At 72.2% G+C, this 15,070-nt stretch carries 12 protein-coding genes and 1 pseudogene; 7 read left to right on the plus strand and 6 right to left on the minus strand.

Annotated elements, in window-relative coordinates; genetic code table 11:
• Both KDL01_RS30650 and KDL01_RS43940 read left to right on the plus strand, forming a co-directional pair.
• Positions 1–762: AAA family ATPase (locus tag KDL01_RS30650; protein ID WP_212532146.1), on the plus strand; the 762-nt coding region annotated here is incomplete at its 5' end.
• Between the two features lie 134 nt (positions 763–896).
• Positions 897–1,376, plus strand: a pseudogene (locus tag KDL01_RS43940) (tetratricopeptide repeat protein); the annotation flags it as partial.
• A gap of 267 nt (positions 1,377–1,643) precedes the next feature.
• Here the strand turns inward: KDL01_RS43940 and KDL01_RS30655 are convergent.
• Positions 1,644–3,008: an MFS transporter gene (locus KDL01_RS30655; RefSeq protein ID WP_212532147.1), complete on the minus strand. Its 1,365-nt coding sequence runs from the start codon at positions 3,006–3,008 to the stop codon at positions 1,644–1,646.
• Positions 3,009–3,168: 160 nt separating this feature from the next.
• Between KDL01_RS30655 and KDL01_RS30660 the strand changes: the two genes are divergently transcribed.
• A complete protein-coding gene (locus KDL01_RS30660) occupies positions 3,169–4,023 on the plus strand; it encodes a site-specific integrase (protein ID WP_212532148.1) in 855 nt (284 codons plus the stop codon).
• Positions 4,024–4,077: 54 nt separating this feature from the next.
• Positions 4,078–5,772, plus strand: coding sequence for a methionine--tRNA ligase (metG, locus tag KDL01_RS30665; RefSeq protein ID WP_212532149.1), 1,695 nt, complete (start codon positions 4,078–4,080; stop codon positions 5,770–5,772).
• 30 nt (positions 5,773–5,802) lie between these two features.
• Here metG and KDL01_RS30670 read toward each other — a convergent pair whose 3' ends face one another.
• Together KDL01_RS30670 and KDL01_RS30675 are read right to left on the minus strand one after the other, a co-directional pair.
• Complete coding sequence (locus tag KDL01_RS30670; protein WP_212532150.1) at positions 5,803–6,363, minus strand: GNAT family N-acetyltransferase; 561 nt, start codon at positions 6,361–6,363, stop codon at positions 5,803–5,805.
• Positions 6,364–6,440: 77 nt separating this feature from the next.
• Positions 6,441–7,862, minus strand: coding sequence for a family 2B encapsulin nanocompartment shell protein (locus KDL01_RS30675; RefSeq protein WP_307846689.1), 1,422 nt, complete (start codon positions 7,860–7,862; stop codon positions 6,441–6,443).
• A gap of 234 nt (positions 7,863–8,096) precedes the next feature.
• Between KDL01_RS30675 and KDL01_RS30680 the strand changes: the two genes are divergently transcribed.
• Positions 8,097–10,262 (plus strand): terpene synthase family protein, encoded by a 2,166-nt coding sequence (locus KDL01_RS30680; protein WP_212532151.1) that lies wholly within the window; start codon positions 8,097–8,099, stop codon positions 10,260–10,262.
• A 94-nt stretch (positions 10,263–10,356) separates the two neighbouring features.
• Here KDL01_RS30680 and KDL01_RS30685 read toward each other — a convergent pair whose 3' ends face one another.
• Positions 10,357–12,330, minus strand: coding sequence for a phosphocholine-specific phospholipase C (locus KDL01_RS30685; protein WP_212532152.1), 1,974 nt, complete (start codon positions 12,328–12,330; stop codon positions 10,357–10,359).
• 168 nt (positions 12,331–12,498) lie between these two features.
• Positions 12,499–13,191, minus strand: coding sequence for a YbhB/YbcL family Raf kinase inhibitor-like protein (locus KDL01_RS30690; RefSeq protein ID WP_212532153.1), 693 nt, complete (start codon positions 13,189–13,191; stop codon positions 12,499–12,501).
• Positions 13,192–13,386: 195 nt separating this feature from the next.
• Here KDL01_RS30690 and KDL01_RS30695 point away from each other — a divergent pair, with 195 nt between their 5' ends.
• The gene (locus KDL01_RS30695) at positions 13,387–13,986 is read left to right on the plus strand and encodes a GNAT family N-acetyltransferase (RefSeq protein ID WP_212532154.1); all 600 of its coding nucleotides are present in this window, start codon (positions 13,387–13,389) and stop codon (positions 13,984–13,986) included.
• A gap of 57 nt (positions 13,987–14,043) precedes the next feature.
• Here the strand turns inward: KDL01_RS30695 and KDL01_RS30700 are convergent, their stop codons facing one another.
• Positions 14,044–14,490 (minus strand): MarR family winged helix-turn-helix transcriptional regulator, encoded by a 447-nt coding sequence (locus KDL01_RS30700; RefSeq protein WP_438802000.1) that lies wholly within the window; start codon positions 14,488–14,490, stop codon positions 14,044–14,046.
• A gap of 150 nt (positions 14,491–14,640) precedes the next feature.
• Between KDL01_RS30700 and KDL01_RS30705 the strand changes: the two genes are divergently transcribed.
• Positions 14,641–15,015 (plus strand): cupin domain-containing protein, encoded by a 375-nt coding sequence (locus tag KDL01_RS30705; RefSeq protein WP_212532156.1) that lies wholly within the window; start codon positions 14,641–14,643, stop codon positions 15,013–15,015.
• Positions 15,016–15,070: the final 55 nt, after the last annotated feature.

A 15,070-nucleotide genomic window follows, 5' to 3' on the forward strand; every position in this document is an offset into this window, starting at 1 on the left:
GACCACGGTGCGGTCTGGAGCGAAGCCGACCAGGAAGCCGCACCCCACCCGCAGGCCCGAAGCGCCGCAGAACGCGCCGTCGCACGCCGCACCCAGGCCATCGTCGGCCTGGAATCCCTGCTCGACGTGGTCGACATGTACGTCGGGCAGAGCGAGCGCAACCTGAGCGAGATCTTCGCCGCCGCCCGCCGCAACGCGCCGTGCGTGCTGTTCTTCGACGAGATCGACGCGCTCGGGCGCAAGCGCAGCCAGCTGCGCGGCAACGCGACCCGCGGCGTCGTCAACCAGTTCCTGACCGAGCTCGACAGCGTGGACGGGGTGAACGACGGCGTGTTCGTCCTCGGCGCCACCAACGCGCCCTGGGACGTGGACACCGCGCTGCGCCGGCCCGGGCGGCTGGACCGCACCCTGCTGGTGGCCCCGCCGGACCGGCGCGCGCGCGAGGCGATCCTGCGCTCCCACCTCAAGGACCGGCCGGTACGCCGGATCGACCTGGCCGCGCTGGCCAAGCGGACCGAGGGCTACTCCGGGGCGGACCTGGCGCACGTGTGCGAGAGCGCGGCCGAGTCGGCGCTGCTCGCGGCGGCCAGGGACGGCGCGGTGCGGCTGATCGACATGGCCGACCTGGAGGCCGCGATCGGCGAGATACGCCCGTCGATCGGGCCGTGGCTGGAGGAGGCGCGCAACGTGGTGCTGTTCGCCAACACCTCGGGCGCCTACGACGACCTGCTCGGGTACATGAAGAAGAACCGCCTGCTGTGACGAGCTCGATTCACCAGGACTTGATGCGGGCCTACCAGCTCCACGGGCTCAAGCGCGCACGCGAGGCGCTGGTCGTGCTCGATCGCGTGCTGGCGGCACGGCCCCAGCATGCACGGGCCCTGAATCTGCGCTCGATGTGCCTGTCCACTCTCGGCGAGCACGATGAGGCGATCCTCGCCGCGCGGGCCGCCGCGGCCGCCGAGCCGGACTCGGCCCATCCGTTCTGGACGCTCTCCTTCGCGCTCGGCCGGGTTGGGCGGGCGGCGGAGGCGGCCGAGGCCGCGCGCGTGGCGGTGCGGCTGGGCCCGGGCGACTGGACGAACCACGAGCGGCTGGCCAACAGCCTGTTCCCGGTGGATCCCGCCGCCGCGCTGGCCCCGGCCGAGCGCGCCCGCGAGCTCGCGCCGGAACGCGCGACCGTGCACGTGGCCTGCGGCCGGATCTACGAGCAGCTCGGCCGGGCGGACGAGGCCCGCGCCGCCTTCGCGCAGGCCCTCGCGCTCGATCCGCAGGCCTTCGCCGCGCACGTGCGCATCGCCCGGCTGGACGAGAAGGCGCGGCGCTGGGACGAGGCGCTGCGCGGGTTCAGCCGCGCGGCCGCGCTCAACCCCAAGTCCACGGCCGCGCGCCGCCGGGTCGAGGGCCTCGTGGTCAGGGGCCTCACGGTGCCGCTGGCGTTCGCGTTCGGCGGCGCGGCGGCGGCCAGCGACGACCACGCGCCGGCCGAGGCCATGGCCGCCCACGTCCTCGGCGCGGTCCTGCTCGGCATCGTCTCCGGGGTCTGCTTCGCGACGGTCAGGCGGCTGCGTCAGGCGGCCGGCCCGGCGTTGCGGCACATCCTGCGCGGTGATCCCGAGGCCCGCGTGGTCCTGGCCGCGATCTCAGCGTACGTCCTCTACATCGCGGCCATGACCGAGACTCCCCTGCTCGGCGTGCACGGCTACCTCGAGAAGCTCGGCGGCGTGGTCGTCGGGCTCGTGCTCACGAAGCTGCTCGCCGCCCGGGCCGCGCGAGGGGTCGGGCGCACGACGCCCCGCCGGAAGCGCGAGCACAAGGCCGGTGAACAGCAGCTGGACGCACGCGCCGAAGCCGAGTACGCGCCCGTATCCGACCGCGTCGCCGACGGGGCCCGCGGCGGCCAGGCCCAGCGGGCCGAGGGCGAAGGCGCCGAGGTAGTTGTAGGAGCTGACCCGGGCCAGAGCGCCGGCCGGTAGCACGCGCTGCCCGACGGTCGCGTAGAGCACGCCGCTGATCTGCGTGCTCGCGCCCCCGATCACCAGCAGGAGGACGACGAGGGGCAGCGGCAGGCGCAGCGCGAAGGAGGCAGGGGCGAGGGCGTATCCGGCCGTGCCGAGGATCCCGATGATCAGGGGCCTGCGGGACTCGCGCAGCCGGGACGCCGACGCGGCGCCCGCGACCCCGCCCAGACCCCAGCTGCCGAGCGCGACGCCCCAGGCCCTTGGTCCGCCGTAGTGCAGCAGCGAGACGGTCGGGCCGAGCACCAGGTACGGCGCCCACACCATGAAGTTGAACAGGGCGAACTGCAGGGTGGAGAGCCACAGCCACGGGTGCGCGGCGAAGACCGACCAGCCCTCGCGCAGGTCGGCCAGCGGACGTGCGGCGACGCGCGCGACCGCGGGCCCGGCGAGCGGGATGCCGAGCAGCGCGAGGAAGCACACGCCGAAGCTGGCCGAGTCCAGGCCCAGCACGAGCGCCGGGCCGAAGAACGCGACCAGGACGCCGGACAGCGCCGGGCCGAGGACCGAGAAGGTGGACTTGGCGACCGAGAGCGCGGCGTTGGCGGGCCGCAGCAGCTCGCGGTCCACCAGCCGGGGAATCAGGGCGCTGTAGGACGGCATGAACAGCCCGTCGCCGATGTTCTCGAGCACGGAGAAGAGCACGAACAGCCACAACGGCATCCTCGGCACGGCCACCAGGCACAGCGCGAAGGCGGCCCGGTTGGCGCAGCGCAGGGCGTCCGCGGCCAGCAGCACCCGGCGGCTGCCGAAGCGGTCCGCCAGCACCCCGGCGACGGGCAGGCACAGCAGCAGCGGGGCGATGCCGCAGGCCGCGACCAGCCCGAGGCCGGAGGCGCCGCGCCCGGTGTCGAGGAACGCGAAGGTGTTGGCGGTGCCGGCCATCGCGGTGCCGAACAGCGAGGCGGCGTAGCCGAGGTAGTAGCGGCGGAAGGCCGGCTGCGCGAAGACCCTCCGGCGCGCCGCCGCGTCCGTGACTTGAGTTTCCATGGCTCAAGATGCTGCTTGCGCCCGCGCGGCTTGGCCACGAAAATCGGGCAGGTGCCGAGCGGTTGATAGCGAAGAGCAATGTGTTTACCGCACCAGGCACGGATGTTTACCGCGGCAGTGCTATTTACCGCGACAGTGACCTGGAGAGGGCGGGCGGGGCGTGCAGGCACCGGTGGAGTACGCGGTCGCGGTGGATCGGTTCCTGGACGGCGCGGGGATCTCCGAGGCCTCCAGCCGGGTCTACCGGATCGCCCTGCGCACGCTCGGCTGGCTGCTGGTGGACGACGGGCTGGCGCCGAGCGGCGCGGCCCGCCGGGGCGCGCGGTCGCCGTCGATCCCGCTGGCCCGGCTGGACGGCCCGGACGGCGCGGCCCGGCTGCGCGCCGCCCTGGAACGCAGGGCCCTGATGGTCAACGAACGGACCGCGGCGCGCGAGTGCGCGATCGTGCGCACGGCGGTGCACTGGTGGACCCGCCGCGGCTGGATCGGGCCCGAGGCGCAGACCGCGTTGCGCGCGCGGACGCGTTCGGCGATCCCGGCGAATCCGAGGCCGCCCGCCGCGCAGATCGGTGCGGTGCTCGCGCTGCCGGTGCCGCTGCGGGAGAAGGCGCTGTGGGCGCTGGTGCACGAGTCCGGCGCGCCGGTGGGACGGCTGCTCGCCTTGGACGTGCCGGACCTCGACCTCGCACAGCGCCGGGTGCGCCGCCGCGGCCTACCGCGGCCCGAGGACCGGATCGGCTGGGGCGAACTGACGGCGGGTCTGCTGCCGCTGCTGGTCGTCGGCCGCGCCACCGGCCCGGTCTTCCTCACCGAGCGGCGCGCGCCGGACGGCGTCGCACGGCGGGACCGCTGCCCGTACACCGGCCGCGCCCGCCTCTCCGCGCGGCGCGCGGCCGAACTGTTGCGTCAGGCCTCGGTCTCGGTGGATCCGTCCGGCCGCGGCTGGGCACTGCGGGACCTGCGGCCCCGGCCGGGGCCGGCGCCGAGCCGAGCCGCCGGCTCCACGCACGGGTGACCCGTCCGGGGGCCGCAGGGAAAACCGCTGGTTGCCGCTGTTAACCTCGAACTTATGGCCCGTCACCTCGTTACCAGCGCCTTGCCGTATATCAACGGTGTCAAGCACCTTGGCAATCTTGTCGGTTCGATGCTCCCTGCCGACGTCTACGCGCGCTACCTGCGCGAACGCGGTCACGACGTGCTCTACATCTGCGCCACCGACGAGCACGGCACCCCGGCCGAGCTCGCCGCGCGCGAAGCCGACCTGCCGGTCGCCGAGTACTGCCGGCGCCAGCACGACGCGCAGAAGGCCGTGTACGACGGCTTCCGGCTCTCCTTCGACCACTTCGGCCGCTCCTCCTCCACCGCCAACAAGGAGCTCACCCAGCACTTCGCGAGCCGGATGGCGGCCAACGGCTACCTGGTCGAGCGCGTGGTCAAACAGATCTACTCGCCACACGACGGGCGCTTCCTGCCCGACCGCTACGTGGTGGGCACCTGCCCGCACTGCGGCTACGAGGCCGCGCGCGGCGACCAGTGCGAGAACTGCACCCGGCTGCTCGACCCGACCGAGCTGATCAACCCGCGCTCGGCGGTGAGCGGCAGCACCGACCTGGAGATCCGCGACAGCCACCACCTGTTCTTCGAGCAGTCCAAGCTGGCCCCGCGGCTGCGCGAGTGGATCACCACCCGCGAGGGCTGGCCGCTGCTGACCACCTCGATCGCGCTCAAGTGGCTCAACGAGGGCCTCGAGGACCGCGGCGTGACCCGGGACCTGTCCTGGGGTGTGCCGGTGGATCGCGAGGGCTTCGAGGGCAAGGTCTTCTACGTCTGGTTCGACGCGCCGATCGAGTACATCGGCGCGACCCGGGAGTGGGCCGAGCTCGAGCCGGGCCGGGAGTGGCAGTCCTGGTGGTACGGGGCCGAGGACGTGCACTACACGCAGTTCATGGCCAAGGACAACGTCCCGTTCCACACCATCTTCTTCCCCGGCATGGAGATGGCCACCGGCGAGCCGTGGAAGATCGCCGACTACGTCAAGAGCGTCAACTGGCTGACGTACTACGGCGGGAAGTTCTCCACCAGCCGCAAGCACGGCATCTTCACCGACGCCGCGCTCGAGATCCTGCCCTCGGACGCCTGGCGCTACTTCCTGGTGGCGAACATGCCCGAGTCCGACGACGTCTCGTTCACCTGGGAACTGCTGGCCGCGCAGTGCAACAAGGACCTCGCCGACACCCTCGGCAACCTGGTCAACCGGGTGCTCGCGTTCGGCGCCAAGCGTTTCGGCGAGACCGTGCCCGCCGGCGGCGAGCCGGGCGAGGCAGAGCACGAACTCGGCGGGCACGTCGCCGCGCTCGTGGCCGAGTACGAACAGCACCTCGAGGACATGCAGTTCCGCAAGGCCGCGCACGCCCTGCGCTCGCTGTGGGCCGAGGCGAACGCGTACCTCGGGGTCAAGCTGCCGTGGACGGCCGTGAAGACCGACCCCGAGGACGCCGCGCTGGCCGTGCGCACCGCGATGAACCTGATCGCGCTGTTCGCCCCGCTCGCGCGCCCGGTGATCCCGGACACCGCCGCCCGCCTCGACGCGATCTTCGGCGCCGAGGACGCCGCGCCCTCGCCCTGGCCCACCGCCGAGCAGGCGCGCCGGCTCGACACGCTGGCCCCGGGCACGGCGTTCACGGTGCCGCCGGTGCTCTTCCGGAAGATCACCCCGGAGGACGTGGACGGCTGGCGCGAGCGTTTCGGCGCGCCGGCCGAGTAAGTGCGCACACGCGTTCGCAGCAGACGGATCTCAGGCGCCGAGCGCGCCGTTCACCCCGGTCGTGGCGGTCTCGATCCGGCGTGAATAGCGCAGCTCGGCGACGTCCTCGGCGCCGGGCAGCTCCAGGTCCCGCTCGACGCCGTCGCTGTGCCAGCCGCGCGCCTCGTAGAACCGGCGCGCCCGCGCGTTGCCCGGCAGCACCCACAGGATCGCCTCGGTGAACCCGGCCCGGGCCAGCGCGTCGTGGGCGGCCTCGAGCAGCGCGCCGCCGACGCCGGTCCCCCAGTGGCCGGGGTCCAGGTTGATCGCCTGCAGCTCGCCGAGGCCTTCCGGCGACCCCTCGTCGCGGCAGACGCTGGTCCAGGCGAAGCCGACCGCCACGCCGTCCACCTCGGCCACCGCGATGTGCTCGCGCTCGGCCCGCGGGACGGCGATCACCCGCTCCCACATCCGGGTGCGGCTGGCCGTGGTGACGTTCTCGAGCACGGAGGCCGGCATCATCCCGGTGTAGGCGGCGTGCCAGGCCGCGGCGTGCGCGCGGCCGAGCTGCGGCGCGTCGGACGCCACCGGCTCCCGGATCAGCACACTCATCGCGATCTCCTCTTCCGCTTCGAGGGCGGGCCAGGCGATCACCCTAGCGTGACCGCGGGAGCCGGTGGCGGCCTGACTCAGCCTCCGTTCTGCATCAGTTCGACGTTCTCCAGCACCCCGAGCGCGTCCGGGACCAGCACGGCCGCCGAGTAGTAGGCGCTGACCAGGTAGGACATCACCGCCTGCTCGTTGATCCCCATGAACCGGACCGAGAGCGAGGGCTGGTACTCGTCCGGGATGCCGGTCTGGTGCAGGCCGACCACGCCCTGGTTGTCCTCGCCGAGCCGCATCGCCACGATCGAGGTGGTGTGGTCGTCGTTGATCGGGATCTTGTTGCAGGACAGCAGCGGCACGTCGCGCCAGGCGGGAACGCGGCGGCCGAGGAACTCCACCCCGCTCGGGTAGATCCCGGCCTTCGTGCACTGCCGGGCGAACGCGGCGATGGCCTTCGGGTGGGCCAGCAGCACCTTGGTCTCGCGCCGCCGGGAGAGCAGCTCGTCGAGGTCGTCCGGGGTGGGCGGCCCGCTGTGGGTCTGCACCCGCTGGCGCATGTCCGCGTTGTGCAGCAGGCCGAACTCCCGGTTGTTGACCAGCTCGTACTCCTGGCGCTCGCGCAGGGCCTCGATGGTCAGCTTGAGCTGCTGCTCGACCTGGTTCATCGGCTCGTTGTAGAGGTCGGCCACGCGCGTGTGCACCCGCAGCACGGTCTGGGCGACCGACAGGTCGTACTCCCGCGGGTTGAGTTCGTACTCGGCGAAGGTGCGCGGCAGGGCCGGCTCTCCGGCGTGCCCGGAGGAGATCTCGATCTCGGCCTCGCCGGAGCGGTTGTGCGGGATCGCCTTGCGGGTCTGGTAGGACCCGACGTGCTCGGCCAGCGCCGGGGAGGCGGCCATCGCGTCACGCACCGCACGGCGCGGCAGCAGCAGCGCGATCACCCGAGTCTCGGCCCTCGCCGTGTACGGCCAGGTGCCCTCGTCCCCGACCAGGCCTTCGTCGCCGAAGAAGTCCCCGTCGGCCAGCAGCCCGAGCCGCCCCTCGTTGCCGTACTTGCCGGTGATCCGACGCGAGACCTTGCCGTGCGCGATCAGCACCGCGTGCTCGGCCGCGCCACCGGCGATCGCGATGGTCTCGCCGGCGGCGTACTCACGCTGCTCGCAGCGGCCGGCCAGCGCGGCGAGCACGTCGGCCTCGCCGAAGTCGCGCAGCAGCGGCAGTTCGCCGAGTTCCTCGGGCACCACGCTGACCCGGTCGCCGATGTTGGAGAAGGTGAGCTTCCCGTCGCCGACCACGAACGAGAGCCGGCGGTTGACCCGGTAGGTACCGCCGTTCACCTGCACCCACGGCAGCACCTTGAGCAGCCAGCGGGAGGAGATGCCCTGCATCTGCGGGGTCGTCTTGGTGGTGGTCGCGAGGTTGCGCGCGGCCTGGGTGCTCAGGCTCTGGCGCTCGCGCGCGGACTGCGCCTCGTCGGTCTCGGCAACGGTGGGGTCGATCGTCACAGGCGATTCATCCTTCTGTCTCGGCGGTTCGGCCTCTGCTGCGGAACCTAGAACGGCGGTTCCCACGAATTGAAGGCTTTTCCCGAAAGGGGACACGATCGTGTGAATACGCCGCGCCCCGCGGTGTTCCCGGCCCGCGACCTGGAAAGACAGTGCACGATGACCGCCGCGGGCGGCGCGCGGCCGGCGTGCCCCGCGGTGTCCGCTCGCCCCGAGCCGGAAGGCGGAACCGCTGTGCCGCAGCCGTTCGAACTGCCCGACTTCTACGTGCCCTACCCGGCCCGCCGCAGCCCGCACGTCGAGCGCGCCCGGATCGAGTCCAACGCCTGGGCCCACGCGTACGGCATGCTCGAGGGCTCGGACGTGTGGACCGAGGCGGACCTCGACGCGCACGACTACGCGCTGCTGTGCGGCTACACGCACCCGGACGTCTCGCCCGAGATGCTGGCCCTGATCACCGAGTGGTACGTGTGGGTCTTCTTCTTCGACGACCACTTCCTGGCCCGGTACAAGAGTTCGGGAAACCGGGCCGGCGCGCTCGCGTACCTGAGCCGGCTGTGCGCCTTCATGGCGCCGAACCACGGACTGACGCCCGAGAACCCGTGCGAGGCCGGGCTGGTGGACCTGTGGGCGCGCACCGCCCCGGCCCGCAGCGAGGACTGGGTACGCCGGTTCACCGAGTCCACTCGGCACCTGATCATGGCCTCGATGTGGGAGATGGACAACATCGCCGCGAAGCGGGTGGCCAATCCGGTGGAGTACGTGGAGATGCGGCGCCGGGTGGGCGGCGCGCCCTGGTCGGCGAACCTGGTGGAGCACGCGGTCAACGCGGAGGTCCCGGCCGCGATCTCGGGCACCCGCCCGATGCACGTGCTGCGCGACGCCTTCTCCGACTCGGTCCACCTGCGCAACGACATCTTCTCCTACCAGCGCGAGGTGGAGCAGGAGGGCGAGTACGACAACGGCGTGCTGGTGTTCGAGACCTTCCTCGGCTGCCCGACCCAGGAGGCCGCCGACCGTCTCAACGACCTGCTGACCTCGCGGCTGCAGCAGTTCGAGCACACCGCCGTGGTCGAGGTGCCCGCGCTGCTGGCCGAGTCCGGCCTCGATCCCAAGTCCCTCGCCGACGTCGCGCTGTATGTCAAGGGCCTGCAGGACTGGCAGTCCGGCGGCCACGAGTGGCACATGCGCTCGAGCCGGTACATGAACAAGGGCGGGCGCACCCGCTCGCTCAGCCCCTGGCTGCTCCCGCCCGCCAGCGTGTTCAGCGTGCCGGGGCTGGGCAACACGGCCTTCAGCGTCAAGCACGCGCGGGACCGGGCCAGGTCCTTCTCACACCAGCCCTACGGCTACACCGGCCCGTCCGTGATCACGGCGATGGACGTGCCGTTCCCGGTCACGATCAACCGGCACCTGGAGCAGGCCAGGCTGCAGGATCAGGCCTGGACGGCCGCGATCGGCCTGCTCGAGGAACAGCCCGGGATTCCCGGCAGCGGGGTGTGGGACGCGCGGAAGGTGGTGGACTTCGACCTCGCGCTGTGCGCGGGCGGCATCTGCCCCCGTGATTCGCTCGAAGCGCTGTGCCTGAAGACGAACTGGCTGTCCTGGGGCACCTACGCCGACGACTACTATCCCGCCGTCTTCGTCCGGAAGCGGGATCGGGCGGCCGCGAAGGAGCAGACCGAGCGCCTCAAGCTGTTCATGCCGACCGGGGACGGGGCGGCCCTGCCGCAGGCGCGCAACGCGTTGGAGCGCGGCCTCGGCGACCTGTGGCTGCGCACGGTGCCGGACATGACCGAGGCGGCCCGCGTGTTCGTGCGCCGGACCGTCGTGGAGATGCTGGAAAGCTGGCTGTGGGAGCTGGACAACACCGCGCTCAACCGGATCCCCGACCCGGTGGACTACCTCGAGATGCGCCGGCGCACCTTCGGCGCCGAGATGACCGCCGCCCTGGCCCGGCTCAAGCAGGGCAGCGCCATCCCGCCCGAGGTGGCCCAGCACGAGGCGATCGCGTCGCTGGAGAACAGCGCCGCCGACTACGGCGGCCTGATCAACGACGTTTTCTCCTACCAGAAGGAGATGCAGTACGACGGTGAGGTTCACAACATCCTGCTGGTGGTGCAGAACTTCTTCGACTGCTCCTACGAGGACTCGCTGCGCATCGTCGAGGACCTGATGCGCCGTCGGCTCGAGCAGTTCAACCGCGCCGCCGAGATCGAGCTGCCCCAGCTCTACGCCGACTACCGGCTCGACGAGGCCACCCGGCGCGCGCTCGACGGCCGGGCCGCGGAGCTGCGCGACTGGCTCGCGGCCGTGCTGCACTGGCACCGCGAGGTCAAGCGCTACCGGGAGGAGGACCTCGAACGCCACTACCCGGAGTTGGCGCTCGCCCGGCGCTGACGCGTAGAGGCGCGTAAGGGCCCTGCCCCCGCGCCCTCGGACGCGGGGGCAGGGCCCTGTTTTTCCGTACGCTGTGCTGTCTGGTGCCGCTTGCTCAGGCCTGCTTGTAGAGCCGGCCCGCGAAACGGCGGCCGAAGTTGTCGCCGGTGCTCGCGGTGACGGTGTAGTCGTAGCGGCCGGCCGAGGTCGCCTTGAGCGTCGCGGTGGCGCTGCCCCCGGCGGCGACGGTGACGGTGGAGGTGCTGCCGCCCGAGGCCAGGTAGGCGGTGTTCAGGCCGATGGTGAAGGTGGTCGAGACGGTGCCCGTGTTCGTCAGCGTCAACGCGAGCGTGGCACCGTCCAGGTTGTCCACCACGTACGCCTCGGGGTGTGCGGTGGTCGAGCTCAGGATCGTCTCGACGTTGCCGGTGAACCCGCGCAGGTAGCCGTCCGGGCCGTGCACGTCCACGTCGTAGGGGCCGCCGCCGTAGGTCACGGCGGAGAAGTAGTCGGAGATGGTCCCGCCCGCCGGGAGCGTGTAGTTCCAGGTGGCGAACGTGCGGGTGTTCTGCACGTAGGAGGCGAACCCGCCGCCGAGGCTGCCGGCCGAGACGGTCTGGAACCAGAACTGCTGGGTCGAGGTGTTCACCCAGGAGGTGGTGTTGAAGACGTAGCCGAGGCTGCTCGCCGCGGCGCGGTCGCCCGACTCCTGGGCCGGCAGGGCGCCGGAGGACGGGACCTTCGGGGCGGGCAGCGACTCCTCGCTGTTCGCCTGGGTCACCAGGGTCGCGGTGTTCGGCAGGGTGGTGGGGAACGCCACCTCGGTCGCGGTCAGGTTCAGCGCGGAGGTCAGGTCGCCGCACACGGTGCGCCGCCAGGCCGAGATGTTCGTGCACTCCACACCGGTGACGAGCTCGGCGAAGCGCAGCGGCGAGGTGTGGTCGAAGACCTGCGAGGAGACCAGGCCGCCGGCGGACCAGGGCGAGATCACCGTCATCGGCACCCGCGGGCCCAGGCCGATCGGGCTGCCGCTGACGTACTCGTCGGCCGTGCCCGAGGGCGCGGTGGGCGGGACGACGTGGTCGAAGAAGCCGTCGTTCTCGTCGAAGTTGTAGAACACGACGGTCGAGTCCCAGGTGGCCTGGTTGCTCGCGATGGCGCTGAGCACCCCGGCGACGAAGTTGGCGCCGTCGGCCGGGCGGTAGGAGGGGTGTTCGCACTGCGCGGTCGGGGCGACCACCCAGGAGACGGTCGGGAAGGTGCCGGCCGCGATGTCGGACTGGATGGCGGTGGAGATGGTGCTGACCCGGGCCATGCCCTTGGTGTAGAGCGGCGAGGAGGTGGCCGCGTTCTTGAACTGGGTGAACCAGGCCAGCGGGTTGTCGTCGTAGTTGTCCTGCTGCTGGTAGACCTTCCAGCTCACGCCCGCGTTCTGCAGCATCTCCGGGTACGTGGTCCAGGAGTAGCCGGCCTCGCTGTTGTCGGTGACCGGCCCGCCGCCGGTGCCGTTGGGGTCGATCATCCCGGTCCACTGGTAGAGCCGGTTCGGGTTGGTCGGGCCCTGGACCGAGCAGAAGTACTGGTCGCACAGGGTGAACGCGTCGGCCAGCGCGTAGTGGAAGGGGATGTCCGTCCGGTTGTAGTAGCCCATGGTGAACCCGGTCTTCTCCGGGATCCAGTTGTTCCACAGTCCGCCGTTCCACGCCCCGTGGGTGCCGGACCAGGAGTGGTCGAGGTCCTCGACCTGCTGGGCGTCGGTGGTCGCGGTGTTCAGGTGCCAGGGCAGCAGGGTGGTGCCGCCGGAGGCCTTGCCCTTGGTGGTCTGGTGCCAGACGTTGGCCGCGGTGCCCGGGAAGCGCACCAGGCTGGTGTCGCCGTAGCCGCGCACGCCCTGCAGGGTGCCGTAGTAGTGGTCGAACGAGCGGTTCTCCTGCATCAGGATCACCACGTGCTTGACGGAGCTGAGCGAGCTGCTGGCGGCGGAGGCGGCCATGGCGCGCTGGACGTTGACCGGCAGCAGGCCGAAGGCGCTGCCGGCCCCGACCGCTGCGGCGGAGCCGAGCAGCGCCCGGCGGGAGAGGGGAGCCATCGTGGGTACGCGGACCTTCCTGCGATTCGCCCGGGTGGCGGGCGGAGGACGGGACGCGTCGCATCATGGCTCTGTCAGATGGACCTGTACAGACAAGTTGCGTTGACTGCGGATGAACCGCGGGCTAAGGGTGGGTCGGAGCGGGCCTGATGGGGCGTCGGATCGCACTCAGCCGAGGCTGAAGGTGCCGACGATCGAGGTGGCCCCGAGCACGTACGGCGCCATCGCGTCCATCAGCCCGTTGTAATCGAGCCCTGAGGTGCTCAGGTCCGCGGTGGACAGGGCGTAGAGGGTGAAGACGTAGTGGTGCGTCTCGCCGTCCGCGGGCGGGCACGGGCCGCCCCAGCCGACCTGCGGGATCCCGTTGGCCTGCCAGTCGGTGGTGCCCGGGGTGTAGGCGGCGTCGTCGCCCTTGGGCAGCGCGGAGACCGAGCCGGGGATGTCGTAGACGATCCAGTGCGTCCAGCCGTAGGACTGCGGCGCGTCCACGTCGTGCACGAACAGCGCGTAGCCCTCGGTGCCGGCCGGTGCGCCGCTCCAGCGCAGCTCGGGACTGAGATTCTTACCCGAACATCCGGCCTCGCTCGCATAGGCGCCGCCGAACTCGGTCCAGGTCGGCAGCCGGCCGCCGGCCGCGAAATCCGAGCTGCGCAGGGTGAACGGGGCGGGGCTCGCGGCGGACTCGGCGAGGGGCGCGGTGCGGGCGGCCGGGGCGCGGTAGGTTGCCGACTCGGCCAGCCGGTGCCCGGACGCGGCGGCCCCGGTCCCCGCGGCGGCCGCCGCCACCGCGAGCGTGACCAGCGGAATCACGGTGCGCCGGGCGCGCGCCGAGCGGAGCGAGGGCAGGTGGGGTGGGCGCATGGGATCCTCCTGGCACGGTTGCTGACTGTCCACGGATACCGCGGCCCCGCGCCCCGGTCAAGGACTCAGCGTTCTGAGTCGCACCGCGCGCCCCGCCGCGCGCTCCACGGTGCGGGCCGGTATGCCAAGCTGGTGTGACGTCGGCCCGGGCGAGCAGGACACGCCGGGCCGGCGCGGAACAGGAGCGTGCACACCATGATGGATGCGACGAAGGCCTTGATGCTCACCCCGGCCGACGGGCCGGCCCTGAGCGCCGTGGCCGAACTGGTGGCCGCCGCGGTCAACCGGCGCGAGGCGCTGGGCCTGGCCGGGCCGCTCACCGCGGGAGAGTACCGGGCCCACCTCGAGCGCCTGCTGGAGCTGGCCGCCGCGGGCGACGCGGGCCTCGGCGTGGTCACCGACGCGCAGGGGGTCGTGCTCGGCACCGCCCAGTGGACCCGCAGCCCGTACCGCACCCGCCGGGTGCTGGCCGAGATCGACCGCGTCTGCGTCGCCCCGCACGCCCGCGGCTTCGGCGTGGGCCGGATCCTGGTGGAGCTGGCCGTGGCCGACGCGGCCGACCACGGCGTGGAGGTGCTGGGCCTCGAGGTGCGCGGGAACAACCACGGCGCGCTGGCCCTGTACGAACGCTGCGGCTTCCGTCGCACGGGCCTGATCCCCAACGCCGTCGCCGAGGACCTCGACCGCTACGACGTCGTCCTGATGCACCGTGAGCTTCCCCGCCCGCATGGCCTGCGCCTGGTCGGCTCGGAACCGATCGGCTCCGGCTCGAGCACCCCGCGCCGGGCCGGGTGACGCGCGCGCCACCCCGTTTCACGCCACCGCCCGCCCCGTTGCGCCGAGGCGCCCGGCCTACCAGAGCGGGCGCAGCCGCCCCGGCCGCGCCACCCGGGCCAGGTCGGCGGCCAACTCCTCGACCCGGTCCACGCCGAGCTCGCCCGCCCAGGCGCGTACCGCCTCAAGCGCCGCCTCGTCGGCCGCGCGCGTGCAGGCCCAGCCGCGCTCGGTGAGCGTGACGAGCTTGGCCCGGGCGTCGCGCGGATGCGGCTCGACCCGCACGTAGCCGCGGCGCAGTAGTTCCTCGACCAGCTGGCTGGCGGCCTGCTTGGTCACCCCCAGGTGCTCGGCGACCTCCGCGATGCTCGCGCCGTCCGGCGCCAGCCGCACGAACGCGAACCCGTGCGCCGGACGCACCCCGGTGAACCCGCGCTGCTCGACCCCCTCGTGGATCGCCTGCATCAGCGTGCCCGCGCCCCCGAGCAGCAGCGCGGGCAGCGCCAGCAGCCGCCGGTCATCCACTGCCTGCTGTTTCACGACTGCCTGCTGCTCCTGCGGCACGGGTCGGTTCGTCACGCGTCCATGGTCGCATACGCATTGACAGAATCGACAGTTTCCTTGACTATTTTAGTCAAGGAACTTGTCTTTCTCTACCCTGGAGGTGCGCGCACCATGCCCGTCATCCGTTCCACCGAAGGCACCGAGCACCGGCTGCACGGAGCCGTCTTCACCGCCTACGCCAACGCGGCCAACGGCAGCGGCGAACTGTGCGCCTGGAGCACCCGGCTCCCGGCCGGCCAGCCCGGCGCCGAGCACCGGATCAGCCGCGAGGAGATCTTCCTCGTGCTCGAGGGCGCCCCACGCGCATCCGTCGACGGCGTCGAGACGACCCTGGCCCCCGGCGACGTCGTGGTAGCCCCGGCCGACTGTCTGCTGCGCCTGGACAACCCGGGCGCCCAGGACGCGCTGGTCTGGGTCGCCACGAGCATCGGACTGTCCGCGCGGATGGCCGACGGCAGCGAGGTCAGCCCGCCCTGGGCCAACTGACCGTCGCAGGGCCCGTCGTCTCGCGGGCGCGTGGGCGCGTGGGAGCGTGGGGGCG

Source organism: Actinospica durhamensis (genome assembly GCF_018139695.1).
Lineage (GTDB): Bacteria > Actinomycetota > Actinomycetes > Streptomycetales > Catenulisporaceae > Actinospica > Actinospica durhamensis.